This window comes from Paraburkholderia sp. J41 (assembly GCF_905220235.1).
Taxonomy (GTDB): Bacteria; Pseudomonadota; Gammaproteobacteria; order Burkholderiales; family Burkholderiaceae; genus Paraburkholderia.
This window is the reverse complement of record NZ_CAJMZE010000008.1, coordinates 1-16,083: the sequence shown is the minus strand read 5'-3', so window position 1 is coordinate 16,083 and position 16,083 is coordinate 1. Positions and strand designations below refer to the sequence as shown.

Below are 16,083 nucleotides of genomic sequence, written 5' to 3'. Positions count from 1 at the left end.
CCTTCGCGCGCCGTCTTTTCGCTGCCGCCCGTCATGCCCTTGCCTCTTCTCGCTCTTGCCGTCGCCGCGTTTGGTATCGGTACCACCGAATTCGTCATCATGGGCCTGCTGCCCGACGTCGCGCGCGATCTCAGCGTCACCATTCCGGCCGCCGGCATGCTCGTTTCGGCCTACGCGCTCGGCGTGACGATCGGCGCGCCCATCGTCGCCATCGCCATTGCCAACGTGCCGCGCAAGCAGGCGCTCATGCGGCTGATCGGCATTTTCATCGTCGGCAACCTGCTGTGCGCGCTCGCGCCCAATTACGCGATCCTGATGGCGGCGCGCATCGTCACGGCGTTCTGCCACGGCGCGTTCTTCGGCATCGGCTCGGTGGTCGCGGCGGGGCTGGTCGCGCCGAACCGCCGCGCGCAGGCCATCGCGCTCATGTTCACGGGCCTCACGCTCGCCAACGTGCTGGGCGTGCCGCTCGGCACGGCGCTCGGCCAGCTCGCGGGCTGGCGCGCGACGTTCTGGGCCGTGACCGGCATCGGCATTCTGGCGGCCGCCGCGCTGCAAGTCTGCCTGCCCGCGCGGATCGCGATGCAGAAAGCGAGCCTCGTGAGCGAATTCGGCGTGCTGAAGAACCCGCAGGTGCTGATGGTGCTGTTCATGAGCGTGCTGGCGTCCGCGAGCCTCTTTGCCGTGTTCACCTACATCACGCCGATTCTCGAGGACGTGACCGCGTTCTCGCCGCATGAAGTCACGTTCGTGCTGCTGCTGTTCGGCGTCGGCCTGACGGTGGGCAACACGCTGGGCGGCAAGCTCGCCGACTGGAAGCTCATGCGCTCGCTGCTGGTGTTTCTCGCGCTGCTGGCCGTCACCCTGGTCGTGTTCACGGTCACGATGCACGACCCCATCGCGGCGATGGCGACCATTTTCGTCTGGGGCGTGCTGGCGTTCGCGATTGTCGCGCCGCTGCAAATCCTGATCGTCGATCGCGCGAGCGAAGCGCCCAATCTCGCCTCCACGCTCAATCAGGGCGCCTTCAACCTCGGCAACGCGGGCGGCGCGTGGCTTGGCGGCGTGGCGATCAGCGCGGGCGCGCCGCTCACGCAACTGCCGTGGGTGGGCGTGGTGCTGGCGCTGGCTTCGCTCGCGCTCACGCTGGTTTCCGCGCAGATCGACCGGCGCGCGCGCCGCCGCGTGGGCGTGGCCGGTTCGCAATCGTGCTGAGCCGCGGCCGGCGCCGGTGAAATAACGGCGATTGCGCAGCCGCGCACCACCGCGGTGCGTGCGCGTAGTAGCATCTCGCCCGATGAAAACCGTTCTCACCCGCGACTTTCTCGCGCTGATCCTGAGCGTGGCCGTGGTCGGCCTCGGCTCCGGCGCGACGCTCCCGCTCACCGCGCTCGCCCTCACCGACGCCGGCTACGGCACCGCCGTGGTCGGCCTGCTGACGGCCGCGCAGGCGCTCGGCGGCCTGGCCGTCGTGCCGCTCACGGCGTGGTTCGCGGCGCGCTTCGGCTCGCGCGGCCTGATCGTCGTTTCGGTGCTGTGCGTGGCGGCGGCCACCGCGCTCATGCAGGCGAGCGCCAATCTCTGGCTCTGGGCGCTGCTGCGCATGCTCTGCGGCGCGGCGCTCATGCTGCTGTTCACGATCGGCGAAGCGTGGGTCAACGATCTCGCCGACGACCGCAATCGCGGCCGCGTGGTCGCCATCTACGCCACCACGTTCACGTTGTTCCAGATGTCGGGGCCGGTGCTGGTGAGCCAGATCGCGGGCCTCGCCGCGTGGCGCTTCGCGATCTGCGGGGCGATTTTTCTCGTCGCGCTGCCCATGCTGGCCGCGATTCGCGCGACGCCGCGGCAAGGTCATCACGACGAAGCGCACGGAAGCTGGCGGCATGTGCTGCCGCGCATGCCCGCGCTCGTGATCGCCACCGGCTTTTTCGCGCTGTTCGACACGCTCGCGCTTTCGCTGCTGCCGCTCTTTGCGATGAGCCACGGCATCGGCAGCGAAATGGCCGTGCTGTTCGCCTCGGTCGTGCTGCTCGGCGACACCACCATGCAATTCCCGATCGGCTGGCTCGCCGACCGTCTCGGCCGCGAGCGCGTGCATGCGCTGATGGGCGCGATCGTCGCCGTGCTGCTGCCGCTGCTGCCGTTCGCCGTCGCCACGCCGTGGCTGCGCTGGCCGCTGCTGTTCGTGCTGGGCGCGGCGGCCGGCTCGATCTACACGCTCGCGATCGTGGCGTGCGGCGAGCGCTTCGAAGGCGTCGCGCTGGTCTCTGCGAGCGCGATCGTCAGCGCGTCGTGGAGCGCGGCGAGCTTCGGCGGGCCGATCGTCACGGGCGCGCTGATGGAGCACGCGGGCCGCGATTCGATGCTCGGGGTGCTGTTCGCCGGCGCGCTGCTATTTCTCGCCGCGTTGAAGTGGGAACGCGCGCGCGGCATCGTGCAAAGCCGCGCGTGAAACGAAAAAAGCCGCTGCGCCTGCCGACGGGCGCAGCGGCTTTTCGTGCAGGCCGTCGAGCGTTCTTGCCGGCAAGAACGCGCGTTACTTCGCCGCCGGCAGAATCGTCCCGGCGCACGTGCCGAAGCCCACGCGATAACCGTCGCCCTGGCACCAGCCCGCGAGCGTGAGTTCGTCGCCGTCCTCGATGAAACCGCGCGTGCCGCCGCTCGCCAGTTCGAGCGGATTCTTCGCGTTCCACGTGATTTCGAGCAGACTGCCGAACGAATCGGGCGTCGGGCCGCTGATCGTGCCGGAACCCATCAGGTCGCCCACGCGCGTGTTGCAGCCCGCCACCGTGTGATGCGCGAGTTGCTGCGCCATCGTCCAGTACATGTGGCGGAAGTTGGTGCGCGAGATCGTCGTGGCAACGCTGGCGCCTTCGGGGCGCAGCCGCACTTCGAGCGAAATGTCGAACGCGTGATCGCCCGCGTGGCGCAGGTAGTCGAGCGGCTGCGGCTCCTGCGCGGGCTGCGCGACGCGAAACGGCTCCAGCGCGTCGAGCGTGACGATCCACGGCGAGATCGTGGTCGCGAAAGTCTTGGCGTTGAACGGCCCGAGCGGCACGTATTCCCATTGCTGGATGTCGCGCGCGCTCCAGTCGTTGAGCAGCACCATGCCGAAGATGTGCTCCTCCGCGCGCTCGCACGCGACCGGCTCGCCGAGCGCATTGCCGCGGCCGACGATAAAGCCCGTTTCCAGTTCGATATCGAGCTTGCGGCACGCGCCGAACACCGGGCGCTCCTGATCCGGCAGCTTCAGTTGACCGTTCGGGCGGCGCACCGGCGTGCCGCTCACCACCACCGACGACGCGCGGCCGTTGTAACCGATCGGCATTTCCGACCAGTTCGGCAACAGCGCATTCTTGGGATCGCGAAACATCGAGCCTACGTTGGTCGCATGTTCCTTCGACGAATAGAAGTCGGTGTAGCCGGGAATTTCCACGGGCAGATGCAGCGTGGCCGCTTCGAGCGGGATCAACGCGCGCTCGCGCAATGCGGCGTTGTCGCGCAGCGTGGCGTTGCCGCTTTCGAACAGCGCCGAAAGCTGCACGCGCACGCTGCGCCACGTTTCGCGGCCGAGCGCGATAAAGCCGTTGAGCGCGCCGCGCGTGAACACGTCGCGCGTCGCATGCTCGGGCAGGTGCAGCAGGCCCGCTTCGCGCAGCACGGAGAGATCCGCCACCTGATCGCCGATGGCCACGCCCGCGCGCGCCCGCGCATCGTGCGCGCTGCTGAACACGCCGAACGGCAGGTTCTGGATCGGGAAATCGCACTGCGCGTCGTTGGCGCGCCCGATCCAGCTCTTGCGGCGCGGGTCGCGCGTGGCCGCGAGTTCGGCGGCGTGGGATTGACTCGTGCTGCTCATTGCTTCTCCGGGTTGAAGTGTTTCGCGAGGCCTTGCCAGCACTCGTAGTAATGCGCCTGCAACTGGCTCGTTTCGAGCGCATGGCGCGTCGGGCGAATCAGCGTGCGCGTTTCGAACATGAAGGCCATCGTGTCGCCCACCTTGTGCGGCTTCGACGTATCGGAGTGCGAAGCTTTTTCGAAGGTCTGGGCATCGGGGCCGTGACCCGACATGCAGTTGTGCAGGCTCGCGCCGCCCGGCACGAAGCCTTCGGCCTTCGCGTCGTACACGCCGTGCACGAGGCCCATGAACTCGCTCGCCACATTGCGGTGATACCAGGGCGGACGGAACGTGTTCTCGGCCGCGAGCCAGCGCGGCGGGAAGATCACGAAGTCGATCGAATCGACGCCCGGCGTGTCGGTGGGCGCGTGCAGCACGAGAAAAATCGACGGATCGGGATGATCGAAACTGATCGAGCCGATCGTGTTGAAGCGGCGCAAGTCGTATTTGTACGGCGCGTAGTTGCCGTGCCACGCCACCACGTCGAGCGGCGAATGACCGATATCGGCGCGCCACAACTGGCCGTTGAGCTTGGTCACGAGTTCGAACTCGCCCTCGCGGTCTTCGTAGGCGGCCACCGGCGTGAGGAAATCGCGCGGATTCGCGAGGCCGTTCGAGCCGATCACGCCCAGGTCCGGCAAGCGCAGCAACGCGCCGAAGTTTTCGCAGAGATAGCCGCGCGCGTCGCCGTCGGGCAGATCGACGGTAAAGCGCACGCCGCGCGGAATCACGGCAATCTCGAACGGCTCCACGTCGAGGCGGCCCATCTCCGTGCGGATCGCGAGCCGGCCCTGTTGCGGCACGATCAGCAATTCGCCGTCGGTGTTGTAGAAGAAGCGGTCGATCATCGGCCGGTTCGCGGCATAGAGATGGATCGCGCAACCGCTCATCGACGCCGCCGAGCCGTTGCCGGCCATCGTCACCCAGCCGTCGATGAAATCGGTGGGCTCGGCCGGCATGGGCAACGCATCCCAGCGCAACTGGTTGGGCGGCGTGGGCGGCACGTCGCCGAAATCGGCCACGAGGCGCGCCGTGCCGCCCGCGCCCGCAGGCCCGCCAACCGCTACGAGCGGCGTGAACGGCTGGTGTACGGCGCCCGGACGAATCCGGTAGAACCACGTGCGGCGGTTGTGCGAGCGCGGCGCGGTGAAGGCCGTGCCGGAAAGCTGCTCGGCGTACAGGCCGTAGGCGCAGCGCTGCGGCGAGTTCTGCCCGGCGGGCAGCGCGCCCGCGAGCGCCTCGGTCGCGAATTCGTTGGCGAAGCCGCTCATGTAGCCGTGCTGGACTTCGGCCGGATGCCGCAAGGGTGCATTCATCGCTGTCTCCACATTTCGATGCCGTTCGCGAGCGCCATTGGCTTATCCGTCGTCAATCGCGCCTGTCGCAAGATTTACGAATAGTAAAAGCAATTACGATTAGTGAAATTGCGTGTAAACCCTGAACCAAGGCGAAACCGCCGCGCGACGCATCGGAAACGCGCGCGCCATGCTGGATAACCATATGACCAATCAGTCCATCCGGCGTGGCTTCGGGCTGCTACCATCCGGTCATGCGGCCCCGAGTTCGGGGCCGTGCATTCCGACCGCCGCGCGCCCAACTTCATCATGATCGCTCCGACCATTCCCGAGCTTGTCGCTCGTTCCGCCAGCCATCCGTTCCTCGGCGAGCATCTGGCGATGGGCAGCGGCGCGCACAGCCAGCAAGCCGTCGCGCGCCGCCGCGGCCTGGAATTGCTGAGCGCCTACGAGCCGATCTACGACATCAGCGTGCATGGCGGCGCGCAGTCGCTCACGGCCGATCTCGCGGCGGCCGCGCGTTTCGGCGACGAACTCGGTTATCAGGCCGTGACGCTGCGCGAACGCGACGGGCAGCTCGCGCCCTGCGATCCGTTCGCGGGACCGTTCGGCGAAGGACTCGACGATCCCGAACTGGTGGCGCTCGACCGCATGGTGCGCGCGCTGCACACGATCAACTTCCTGGGCGGCCAGCAGCACGGCTTGCTGTTTCTGCGCGTACACGAGCGCCTGCTGAAAAGCGTGAAGTACGACCACGGGCGGCATTTTTCGAACGTGCTGGTGTCGTTCGGGCTGAATCCGGGGCGCATCGTGATCGAGCTGCCGGCGGCGGCGGTCGCGCACAAGACGTTTCTCGGCTATCTGACCAAGAGTTATCAGCGTTACGGATTCAAGGTAGCGGGCAATCTGCCCAACGCCGGGCAGATTCTTTCGGTGTCCGACGTGCCGCGCCCCGACTTCGTGAAGATGGATGCGGGCGCGGCGCTGCGCGATTCGATGGTGAAGCCGCTCGTGAGCTACGCGGCGCGGCTGCGCATTCCGCTGATCTTCAATCGCGTCGCGGACGCGGCGCAATTCGAGCAGCTTCAGCAATACGACGTGCGCTTCGTGCAAGGGCCGCTGTTCGCGGCGCAAGACAAGGTGGTGTGAAGGCGCGGCGGTGGCGCGACGGCCCAGTGGCGCAGTAGCGCGCCTCAGAGGCAGACGGGTTCCTGCTCCAGTTCCACGCCGAAGCGCGCGAGCACGTCGCCGCGAATCGCCTGCGCGAGTTCGAGAATGTCGGCGCCGGTCGCGCCGCCGCGATTCACCAGCACGAGCGCCTGACGCTCGTGTACGGCCGCGCCGCGCAGCGCGCGCCCCTTCCAGCCGCAACGGTCGATCATCCAGCCCGCCGCGAGCTTCACGCGGCCGTCGGCTTGCGCGTACGAAACGATCTCGGGTTCGCGCGCGCGCAGCGCCTCGAACGGCGCCGCGTCGATCACCGGATTCTTGAAGAAGCTGCCCGCATTGCCGAGTTCGAGCGGATCGGGCAGCTTGGCGCGGCGCACGGCCACCACGGCGTCGAATACGGCGCGCGCGTCGACAGGTGTTTGCGTGGCGCGGCGCGCGAGTTCGCGGGCGAGATCGGCGTAATTGGCGTTGGGCTGCCATGCCTTCGGCAAGCGGAACGTCACCGAGGTGATGACGAAACGGTCGCGCCCTTCGCGCTTGAAAAAGCTGTCGCGGTAGCCGAAACGGCACGCGGCGGCGTCGAATTCGACGGCCTCGCCCGTGGCCAGTTCGATCGCGCGCACGCTCGCGCAGCGCTCGGCCATTTCCAGCCCGTAGGCGCCGATATTCTGGATGGGCGCCGCGCCCACGGTGCCCGGAATCAGCGCGAGGTTTTCGAGGCCGGGCATGCCCGCTTCGAGCGTCCACGCGACGAAATCGTGCCAGTTCTCGCCGGCCGCGGCTTCGACGTGCCATGCCTCGCCGTCCTCGCGCACGACGCGCTTGCCCGCGAGCGACATCAGCAGAACCAGGCCGTTAAAATCGCGCGTGAATACGACGTTGCTGCCGCCGCCCAACACGAGCGCGGCCATGCCCTGCGCACGCGCGTCGCGCACGGCGGCGAGCAATTCGGCCTCGGTCGCGACGCGGCAGGCGAAGCGCGCGCGCACGTCGAAGCCGAAGGTGTTGTGCGCGCGCAGCGCGTATCCGGCGGCGAACCACGGAGCGGACGGCGAAGCGGCGGAAATTTCGGGGACGGACATGGAAACGGCTGGCGATAAACGAAGTGGAACGTGCCCGAAGCGCGCGGCCTGCGGCGCGCGGCGCGGCGCAAACCCCGCCCCGAACCGCCGCGCAAACCTTGGGCAAATACTATGTCGCCGGTAGAATGGCGTCGGTCCGTGATTATAGCGAGTGCGCGAGCCTCAACTGCGCCGCTCGCCCTTTTGGGAGAAAGCAATGCCATCGTTTGACGTCGTCAGCGAAGCCAACATGATCGAAGTGAAGAACGCCGTCGAGCAATCGAACAAGGAAATCTCCACGCGCTTCGACTTCAAGGGCTCGGATTCGCGCGTCGAGCAGAAGGAGCGCGAGCTGACCGCGTTCGCCGACGACGACTTCAAGCTCGGCCAGGTCAAGGACGTGCTGGTTTCGAAAATGGCCAAGCGCAACGTGGACGTGCGCTTCCTCGACTACGGCAAGATCGAGAAGATCGGCGGCGACAAGGTGAAGCAGGTCATCACCGTGAAGAAAGGTGTCTCCGGCGACCTCGCGAAAAAGATCGTGCGCCTCGTGAAAGACAGCAAGATCAAGGTTCAGGCGAGCATCCAGGGCGACGCCGTGCGCGTGACGGGCGCCAAGCGCGACGATCTGCAAAGCGTGATCGCCATGTTGCGCAAGGACGTGACGGACACGCCGCTCGACTTCAATAATTTCCGCGATTGAGCCGCGCTTGAGCCGCAATCGAGCGGCGATTGAGCCGGAGTGGATCCGCTTCGATTCGCGGTTGAGTCGCGCGGAATGCGGTAGATGAAAGAATAAAAGGGCGCTCGTTGGCGCCCTTTTTTTACGCGCCGGTTCCCGGCGTCACGAGCGGTATCGGCGGTGCGCCGCTTTCCCGCCTCTGCGCGGCGGCCGTTCCTCGCCGCTTCGACGATTGCCGGCTACGATTGCCGGCTTCGGCGGCGCCCACGCGCCGGCGCAAGCGCCATTACTCGCCCGCGGCCGGCGCCTTTTTCTTGTCGCCGATACGGCTTTCCTGGCCCGCCAGCAACTTGGAAATGTTCGCGCGATGCCGCCAGAACAGCAGCACGCTCATCGCCAGAATCGCCAGCGCGATGACGTGCGGGCCGAACAGGAACACGTCGAAAAGCGGCGCGAACACGGCCGCGGCCAGCGCCGCCAGCGACGAATAACGCGTGAAGAACGCGACGATCAGCCAGGTGGCGAGCGTCGCCGCGCCCAGCAGCGGGTTCACGGCCAGCAGCACGCCCGCCGCCGTCGCCACGCCCTTGCCGCCCTGGAAGCGGAAGAAGACCGGGTACAGATGGCCGAGGAACACGGCGATCGCGGCCAGCGCCACCGCCTCGTCGCCGAGACCGAAACGCGGCCCGACATGCACCACGAGCCAGACGGCCAGCCAGCCTTTGAACGCGTCGCCGATCAGCGTGAGGATGGCGGCTTTCTTGTTGCCGCTGCGCAGCACGTTGGTCGCGCCGGGATTGCCGGAGCCGTAGGAGCGCGGGTCGTCGAGGCCCATGAAGGCGCTCACGACCACGGCGAACGAAACCGAGCCGATCAGATAGGCGAGAACGGCGACGAACAGGTTGTACATGCACGAAACCCGGTGGAAGTGGACAAGGCGCGCCCGCGTGCCTGAGCGGCCCGGCGCGAAGGCGCTCATTCTACCGAAGCGCGCGCATTGTTCGCCCGCGCCGCCGCGCGGCCCAGGGTAATCGAGGAATCGCAGCGGGAATTTCGCAGCAAGCGCGCCAAATCATTCCACGCTTGCGCACTGCACGGGCGTGGCCTTCAGCAACGTGGTGAGCACGTCGGGCGCGAGGCTCACCAGATAGCCGCGCCGCCCGCCGTTGAGCCAGATCCGGCCGAGTTCGAGAATCGTCGATTCGACGTACACCGGCATCGCCTTCTTCGTGCCGAACGGCGAAGTGCCGCCCACGAGATAGCCCGAATGGCGGTTCGCGACTTCCGGCTTGCACGGCTCCACGCGTTTCGCGCCGATCTGCCGCGCGAGATTTTTCGTCGACACCTTGCGGTCGCCGTGCATCAGCACGATCAGCGGCTTGGCGTTTTCGTCCTCCATCACCAGCGTTTTCACGACGCTGTGCTCGTCCACGCCGAGCTGGCGCGCCGATTCGCCCGTGCCGCCGTGCTCGACGTATTCGTAGGGATGCTCGCCGAAAACGACGCCCGCGCGGCGCAGCATCTGCGTGGCGGGCGTTTCGGAAACGTGTCGGGTTTTGCTCATCGGCGTGATTCAGAGGCGGGGAAAGCGCGCATTATCCGCGTGGATGATGCTTTGCGTGCAGCACGCGCAGGCGCTCGCGCGCGACGTGCGTGTAGATCTGCGTCGTGGAGATGTCGCTGTGGCCGAGCAGCAGTTGCACCACGCGCAGGTCCGCGCCGTGGTTCAGCAAATGCGTGGCGAACGCGTGGCGCATGGTGTGCGGCGAAAGCGGCGCATGCACGCCCGCCGCCGCCGCGTGGCGCTTGATGATGTGCCAGAACTGCTGGCGCGTCATGCCTTCGGCGCGCGCGGTCACGAACAGCGCGTCGGTCGTGCGCGCGCCCAGAAGCGCCGGGCGCGATTCGCGCAGGTAGCGCTCGATCCACGCGTGCGCCTCTTCGCCGAACGGAATCAGCCGCTCCTTCGAGCCCTTGCCGAGCACGCGCACCACGCCTTCGTTCAGGCCCACTTCCACGGTCTTGAGCGTCACGAGTTCGGTCACGCGCAGGCCGCTCGCGTACATCAATTCGAGCATCGTGCGGTCGCGCAAGCCGAGCGGCGTGGCGACGTCGGGCGCGCCGAGCAGCGCCTCGACCTGCGCCTCGGAAAGCGTCGACGGAAAGCGCGGCGCCTGTTTCGCCGAGCGGATGCGCACGGTGGGGTCGCCCTGCACGCGCCGCTCGCGCAACGCCCAGCCGTAATAGCGCCGAAACACCGAAAGCCGCCGGTTCGCCGAGGTCGATTTGTCGTCCTTGCGCGCGGCGCTGTAGGCGAAGAGATCGTCCTCGCGCGTGGCGTCGAGCGCGCGCTCGCGTTCGCGCGCGAGCCATTGTGCGTAGAGGCGCAGGTCGCGCCGGTAAGCATCGAGCGTGTTGCGCGACAGGCCGTGTTCGAGCCACATGGCGTCGCAGAACGTGTCGATGGCGTTCAGGCTCGCGTCGAGCGCCTGGGCGGCCGCGCCCGCGAGCGGCTCGGCTTCTTCGAGCGCGGCGTCGTTGAGGGGTGTCATTGGTGAATGCGGCCCTATTGCAATTCGAACGGACGGCTCAACGCCTCGTGCGCGAGCAGCCAGCGCTTCACGTCGAGGTAAAAGCCTTCTTCGCCATGATGCGCGAAACCGCCGAGGCCGCTCGCCGACACGACGCGATGGCACGGAATCACGAGCGGAAACGGATTGTCGCCGCACGCCTGTCCCACGGCGCGCGGGTTGATGGTGCCCACGCGCCGCGCCAGTTCGCCGTAGGTGACGACCGTGCCGGCCGGTATCGCGCAGATGCCGTCCCACACGCGCCGCTGGAACGCCGAGCCGAGCGGCGCGAGCGGCAGGTCGAAGCCGGCATCGCCATGATCGAAGTAATGCGCCATCTGCGCGGCGGCGCGTTCGGCGATTTCGTTGTCGGGCGCGACGCCGGCCGTATGCGCGGGCAGATAGACGATCTCGCGCAAGGCGCCGCCGCCCGCGCGAATGCCGACCTTGCCGAACGGCGCGTCGATCACTGCGTTGTACATGATTGACTCCTTGTGGCGAGTGCGTGACGTGTGGCGCGCTTGCTCGCTTTGCACTGGCTCGTGCCGATCCACGCGCTGAACGTAGGGTGCCGCGCCTCGCCTTCCATCTCAAGCCGCTTCATGCGGACACATTCGTCTGCGAACCGCGCGATGCCGGTCGACCGGCGACGATTGCCGGCGATTTCGCGAATCGGGCGACGCTTTGACGACGCTTTTGGCGATGCATTCCGCGACGCATTCCGCGACGCGCTCGGCGACGCATTCCGCGACGCATTCGGCAAATTCGGCGCCGCTATCCGCGCTGCGTTGACGCGATTCATGATTGTGCGCTCACGCCGCTTCGAGCGCCCATTGCACATGCTCGCGCACGAGCGCCGATTCGTCGTGTTCGCGCGCGCGCAGCGCATCGACAATGGCCGCGCGCGCCGCCGGATCGCTCCGATGCGCGGCGCGCAGCGCGTTGCCCATCGCCACCGCGATGTTGCGCAGCCAGCGCTCGTGCCCGATGCGCCGGATCGCGCTGCCCTGCATGCGCTCGTCGAATTGCGCGGCGCTCCAGCCGAAGAGTTCGACGAGACTCGCGCGGTCGAGGCCGTGACGCACGTCGAAATCGGCGACGGGCGCGGCCTGCGCGAACTTGTTCCAGGGGCAGACGAGCTGGCAGTCGTCGCAACCGTACACGCGGTTGCCGATCAGCTCGCGCAGTTCGAGCGGAATGCTGCCTTTCAGCTCGATCGTCAGATACGAGATGCAGCGGCGCGCATCGACGCGGTACGGCTGCGTGATGGCGCCCGTCGGGCACGCGGCGATGCAGCGCGTGCAACTGCCGCAATGCGCGCCGGGCGTTTCGGGCGCGGCGGAAGCGGGATCGTCGGCGTCGGCGGGCAGCGGCACGTCGACATAAATTTCGCCGAGGAAAAACAGCGATCCGGCGTCGCGCTGCAACAGCAGCGTATGCTTGCCGCGCCAGCCGATGCCGCTTTTTTGCGCGAGTTCGACTTCGAGCACGGGCGCCGAATCGGTGAACACGCGATAGCCGAACGCGCCGATTTCGCCTTCGATGCGATCGGCGAGTTGCTGAAGCCGCGCGCGCAGCACCTTGTGATAATCGCGGCCGCGCGCGTAGATCGACACGACAGCGGCGTGCGGATCGGCGAGACGCGCATGCTCGCGCAAGCGCCAGTCGGCGTGAACGGCGGTGCGGGCCGCGGCGCTCGCCGCGCTGCCGGATGCAGGCGCGGCGACTTGCGATGCGCTTTCGGGCGCCGGTTGCGCCGGTTGCGCTGGTTGCGCCGTGCTCGGCGCGGGTCGATCCGCAAATCCGCCGATAGACGTATCGACAGACCTATCGACAGACCTATCGACAAACGTATCGACGGACGATGCCTCGGACGATTCGGGCAGCAATGCGGCGGGCAGATAAGCCATGCGCGCGGTGATGACGCGCCGCGTACCGGCCACCAGTTCGGCAGGCCTCGCGCGCTTCATCTCGTGTTTCGCCATGTAATCCATCTCGCCGTGGCAGCCTGCTTCGAGCCACGCGGCGAGGCCCGGCTCGGCGTGAGCGAGATCGGTGTCGCTGATACCGATCGCACCGAACCCCAGTTCGCGCCCCCACGTGCGAATGCGCGACGCGAGCGCGGCGAGCGCCGCCTCGTCGAGCGGCTGCGGCCGCGCTTCGGCCTGCGCGGGCGTTGCGGGCGGATCGGGCGCCGTTTTGCCGGTGCGGTCTTGCGGGCGATCGGCGGGGAAATGCGGGGAATTCATCACGACATTTTACGAGAAGGCGGCGAGCAAACCGCCCCCCGGTGAATGAGCGCCTCGAACTTTAAGGCTTCGCGCGCCTAGTGTGAGGAAGTTTCCCGTTCCCCTCGCACCCACCAATATCCTTCCGCTTCGTTTCCCCCTCACGCTGCGGTGCGGGAAACCCGCCGTTCCCCATGGCGGAGATGGTCCACTTATCGACATCTGTATTGCAACAATTGCAAGAAACCGGAAAGCGACGGTCATTTCTAAAAATTAATGCCCGTCCGGCGCTGGCTTCCAGCGCGACGGCCTGAGCGAATCCGGAATCTCCAGTGCGGTCAACCGTGGCGCATCCACGGTTGGATCTGCAAGAAACCTCCAGCCGGCCTACGTAGACCACGCAGTTCGGAATGTTGCGAACGAGCCGCCGCATCAGCGCCGCACGCACGATAAGCAACGTGGGCCAGCATCCGTGCTGCTTCTCGAACGCTGGAACCATCGGCGCGAGTTGCCTGCAAAGCTCATTGAGCAGTTCCGTTCATCGTTCACTGCTCCCTTTCCGCGTTCTTCTCCATGTACTGTTCCGGTTCGAAACGCATGCGCACCACCGGCTCCCCTTTGGGCGACTCGCCGCCACCCCGAACAACCAAGCTGCTGGCTGTCTCCGAGTCGCACCGATATCATTCACCACCTTGACGTGTGCGGGAATACTCGCTTCGAACACGTTACAGTTTCTGAATATCTCGGCGCTTACACGCCAAGCCAATACCAGTAGTGATACGGCACTACGCCGCCCAGTCTGCCGAGGTCCGGCGCTATCTGACCTGCCAGCATATAACGCTCGGTTTCGGGGTGCGTGCTGTCCGTGCCTCTCAAGCCCGACGCCATAGTTCGAGCTACCCAACGCCCTTCGCGGGGGCAGGGCTCCCCTGGCTTGCATTGCACCTTTATCGCGAGGTCAGCATCCCACAGCCAACGGTCAGATTTGCGTCCGAGGCTCTCGGCTTGCTCGCTTCTAAGCAGGCCCACGACAAACTGGCCGCGTTCGCCGCTGGCGGACACGGCGCGGTAGTAACCGGGTTCGACAACCGCTTCGCCAGGGCGCACAGGTCGCGATGACATCTTCTCGCGTTGGCGCGCTTCGTAGTCTTTCCACTCGTCAGGCGTCGAGGGATAGTCAGTGTCGAACGTGAAACTCGGCGACTTCTCTGAATTTGAGCCAAAATTAACACGGCTTAAATTTGGAGCATCACCCAATGTCGTCATGGTGGCGACTACCAAAACACCAAATTTATAAGTACCTTTGGGAATTTTTCCGTCCGGCGTGGCGCGAAATTTGAATGTTACTGATCCGCCGGCCGGTATGGTAACAAAGGTACCTGATTCACCCATAGCCAGATTTTCCGCTTTGGTCGATAATCCTGCCTTGTTCACAATCGGAAGTCCCGCAAGGCTAGCTCGCCACTCACTACCTCCATCTATACGTTTTCCGCCAATATCCAGTCTTTCTTGCCAAATTGCCTTCCATTGATCTGGGGTTTGCATACTAACGGCATACTGTCCGCCATTGGCGAACGTTACACCAACTAGAAAATCCTCTTTCTCGCGTTGAACCTCGGAAACCATCGCGCTGATCCTCTCTATTGCGCGACCGCTTTTAATATATTTTTCGAGCGACTTTTGGTAAAAGTCAAAAACTTCAAATGCCAAATCGCGTGGCAGGTCGGACAGACGGCCCTGATGCGTGATGGATTTTCCATCCTGCATGCAATTGATCGAATAAACGTTCAAAGTATCGGGTGGCAAGTCGCCTGCTGGTGGCACACCTACAGTCTTGCATAATTTTTTGAAAACTTCTGATGCTCGTCCGATATCGTCACTTGATAACTGGGCGTCAATCACGCCTGCGCCGTCGAATTGCTTGTCAAACGCATTTGACAAATTCACGCGAATTTTTCCCGACTCGACCCAGACGCCGATGGAGTTTGTACCAAATTGATGATCGCCCAGTATGCTAACAGAGAATCGTTCGACATCGGGACCGTCGATTTTTGCATTAGCTATTTCCGGCATGGAAAGCACTCCAAAGAATAGAATGGCGAAAAGTGTAGTAATTGATTGATATAATTCAAATCTGATTTTCCTAGCCATCATAACCAATTCTCCATTTCTTCCAGTGCTTTTTGCCGTCACTGGCTCGCGATTGGTGCTCCCCAGTCAATTCACAGAAATGCCGCCTTATATATTCCAAATAGTAAGGATGAATGCTCGCGCTCGGCGAACTTTTTGTGCTTGATACTTGCTTATTACATCCACCGCCCATCACGTTTTTTTCCGAGCTAATTTTCCACGTCTCTTTGGTTGCATTCGTGTTGCCCAAAGTAAAATCCAATTTTTGATCTTTGATGTATTGTTCATGAATCCAGCCTCCAAATTCCCAATACTCGTCAGGGTAGTTGAAGAGATGGCCGCATTCATGTGCCAAGACGTTCGTGTCATATGGCATATCTTTCCAAACTACACTGTTATCGGGCTGTGCTTCGGGATACATGTTTCCTTCACCCCAAGAGGCGCCATCAGCACGTTGGGTTTTGGGGAATAGATGAATTACCTTGTGCGCCTTCTTTCTATTGGGCGTGTCTGCTGCATTGACGCTAATTGATAGATCGACCTTGAATACGACTGACACACGGCATCCGCAAGCAGCGTCCCTTGAGCAACCATTCAAGATTAGCTTGCTCTTATGTCCGTTGAGGACGGACTCAATCTGACTAGACTTTGCGAAGGCGTCAAAATTCGGCCCCGTCGATTTTCTGTATTTCATGACATATCCATTTACCGGCCTATCAACTCCAAAGGCGACGGCGAAAGCATGTATGTCGTGATGATATGGTATCGATTGCGGCTTTCCATCTGTTCCTGGTATCAGTCCCCCCGATGCATCGCATTTAAACAGATCAACCGGAATGATCTGCACGCGTACGGTGGCATAGAGTGTTTTCTTCTCTTGGTCATATGACAATTCAAACGCCGTATCAAATTGAGCACCCGACAGTGATTGCGCATCTGGCCATGCGTTTTTGTGGTCATCAACGCCGTGATACTGTCCCGTTTCCGTTGTGTCCGTACACTCCGTCGTGAACGCTGGCGTATGCCAGTCACAAACGACAGGCGGG

Annotated in this window: 13 protein-coding genes and 1 pseudogene; 4 read left to right on the top strand and 10 right to left on the bottom strand. The window is 64.4% G+C overall.

Annotation, left to right across the window (positions count from 1 at the left end; translation table 11 throughout):
• Positions 1-33 precede the first annotated feature (33 nt).
• Positions 34-1,215 (top strand): MFS transporter, encoded by a 1,182-nt coding sequence (locus U5805_RS10305; RefSeq protein ID WP_322103374.1) that lies wholly within the window; start codon positions 34-36, stop codon positions 1,213-1,215.
• A gap of 82 nt (positions 1,216-1,297) precedes the next feature.
• Positions 1,298-2,455: an MFS transporter gene (locus U5805_RS10300; protein ID WP_322103373.1), complete on the top strand. Its 1,158-nt coding sequence runs from the start codon at positions 1,298-1,300 to the stop codon at positions 2,453-2,455.
• Between the two features lie 84 nt (positions 2,456-2,539).
• On the opposite strand, the gene fahA is transcribed toward U5805_RS10300, so the two are convergent.
• A complete protein-coding gene (fahA, locus tag U5805_RS10295; protein WP_322103372.1) occupies positions 2,540-3,862 on the bottom strand; it encodes a fumarylacetoacetase in 1,323 nt (440 codons plus the stop codon).
• The gene (gene hmgA, locus U5805_RS10290; RefSeq protein WP_322103371.1) at positions 3,859-5,217 is read right to left on the bottom strand and encodes a homogentisate 1,2-dioxygenase; all 1,359 of its coding nucleotides are present in this window, start codon (positions 5,215-5,217) and stop codon (positions 3,859-3,861) included. The genes fahA and hmgA overlap by 4 nt, the downstream gene beginning before the upstream one ends.
• A gap of 288 nt (positions 5,218-5,505) precedes the next feature.
• Between hmgA and U5805_RS10285 the strand changes: the two genes are divergently transcribed.
• A complete protein-coding gene (locus tag U5805_RS10285) occupies positions 5,506-6,345 on the top strand; it encodes an EAL domain-containing protein (RefSeq protein ID WP_322103563.1) in 840 nt (279 codons plus the stop codon).
• Between the two features lie 44 nt (positions 6,346-6,389).
• Here U5805_RS10285 and murB read toward each other — a convergent pair whose 3' ends face one another.
• Complete coding sequence (gene murB, locus U5805_RS10280) at positions 6,390-7,448, bottom strand: UDP-N-acetylmuramate dehydrogenase (RefSeq protein WP_322103370.1); 1,059 nt, start codon at positions 7,446-7,448, stop codon at positions 6,390-6,392.
• A gap of 196 nt (positions 7,449-7,644) precedes the next feature.
• On the opposite strand from murB, the gene U5805_RS10275 reads away from it, so the two are divergent.
• Positions 7,645-8,130, top strand: a complete 486-nt coding sequence (locus U5805_RS10275) for a YajQ family cyclic di-GMP-binding protein (RefSeq protein ID WP_028209548.1) — start codon at positions 7,645-7,647, stop codon at positions 8,128-8,130.
• A gap of 265 nt (positions 8,131-8,395) precedes the next feature.
• On the opposite strand, the gene plsY is transcribed toward U5805_RS10275, so the two are convergent.
• The 7 genes and pseudogenes from plsY to U5805_RS10240 form a co-directional block, all read right to left on the bottom strand.
• Positions 8,396-9,019: a glycerol-3-phosphate 1-O-acyltransferase PlsY gene (gene plsY / locus U5805_RS10270; protein ID WP_322103369.1), complete on the bottom strand. Its 624-nt coding sequence runs from the start codon at positions 9,017-9,019 to the stop codon at positions 8,396-8,398.
• Positions 9,020-9,181: 162 nt separating this feature from the next.
• Positions 9,182-9,673 (bottom strand): Cys-tRNA(Pro) deacylase, encoded by a 492-nt coding sequence (gene ybaK / locus U5805_RS10265; RefSeq protein WP_322103368.1) that lies wholly within the window; start codon positions 9,671-9,673, stop codon positions 9,182-9,184.
• 31 nt (positions 9,674-9,704) lie between these two features.
• Complete coding sequence (gene xerD / locus U5805_RS10260; protein WP_322103367.1) at positions 9,705-10,661, bottom strand: site-specific tyrosine recombinase XerD; 957 nt, start codon at positions 10,659-10,661, stop codon at positions 9,705-9,707.
• Positions 10,662-10,675: 14 nt separating this feature from the next.
• Entirely contained in the window at positions 10,676-11,161 is a 486-nt protein-coding gene (locus tag U5805_RS10255) for a methylated-DNA--[protein]-cysteine S-methyltransferase (protein WP_322103366.1), read from the bottom strand.
• A gap of 330 nt (positions 11,162-11,491) precedes the next feature.
• Positions 11,492-12,928, bottom strand: coding sequence for a tRNA epoxyqueuosine(34) reductase QueG (gene queG, locus U5805_RS10250; RefSeq protein ID WP_415914568.1), 1,437 nt, complete (start codon positions 12,926-12,928; stop codon positions 11,492-11,494).
• Positions 12,929-13,657: 729 nt separating this feature from the next.
• On the bottom strand, positions 13,658-15,061 hold the full coding sequence (locus tag U5805_RS10245) for a hypothetical protein (protein WP_322103365.1): 1,404 nt from the start codon (positions 15,059-15,061) through the stop codon (positions 13,658-13,660).
• Positions 15,051-16,083 (bottom strand): annotated as a pseudogene (locus tag U5805_RS10240) (type VI secretion system tip protein VgrG); the annotation flags it as partial. The gene U5805_RS10245 and the pseudogene U5805_RS10240, both read right to left, overlap by 11 nt.

Bases quoted from the DNA above. Each gene is read 5' to 3' on its own strand.
- U5805_RS10305 (WP_322103374.1), top strand. From the start codon at position 34: ATGCCCTTGCCTCTTCTCGCTCTTGCCGTCGCCGCGTTTGGTATCGGT.
- U5805_RS10300 (WP_322103373.1), top strand. From the start codon at position 1,298: ATGAAAACCGTTCTCACCCGCGACTTTCTCGCGCTGATCCTGAGCGTG.
- fahA (WP_322103372.1), bottom strand. From the start codon at position 3,862: ATGAGCAGCACGAGTCAATCCCACGCCGCCGAACTCGCGGCCACGCGC.
- hmgA (WP_322103371.1), bottom strand. From the start codon at position 5,217: ATGAATGCACCCTTGCGGCATCCGGCCGAAGTCCAGCACGGCTACATG.
- U5805_RS10285 (WP_322103563.1), top strand. From the start codon at position 5,506: ATGATCGCTCCGACCATTCCCGAGCTTGTCGCTCGTTCCGCCAGCCAT.
- murB (WP_322103370.1), bottom strand. From the start codon at position 7,448: ATGTCCGTCCCCGAAATTTCCGCCGCTTCGCCGTCCGCTCCGTGGTTC.
- U5805_RS10275 (WP_028209548.1), top strand. From the start codon at position 7,645: ATGCCATCGTTTGACGTCGTCAGCGAAGCCAACATGATCGAAGTGAAG.
- plsY (WP_322103369.1), bottom strand. From the start codon at position 9,019: ATGTACAACCTGTTCGTCGCCGTTCTCGCCTATCTGATCGGCTCGGTT.
- ybaK (WP_322103368.1), bottom strand. From the start codon at position 9,673: ATGAGCAAAACCCGACACGTTTCCGAAACGCCCGCCACGCAGATGCTG.
- xerD (WP_322103367.1), bottom strand. From the start codon at position 10,661: ATGACACCCCTCAACGACGCCGCGCTCGAAGAAGCCGAGCCGCTCGCG.
- U5805_RS10255 (WP_322103366.1), bottom strand. From the start codon at position 11,161: ATGTACAACGCAGTGATCGACGCGCCGTTCGGCAAGGTCGGCATTCGC.
- queG (WP_415914568.1), bottom strand. From the start codon at position 12,928: ATGAATTCCCCGCATTTCCCCGCCGATCGCCCGCAAGACCGCACCGGC.
- U5805_RS10245 (WP_322103365.1), bottom strand. From the start codon at position 15,061: ATGATGGCTAGGAAAATCAGATTTGAATTATATCAATCAATTACTACA.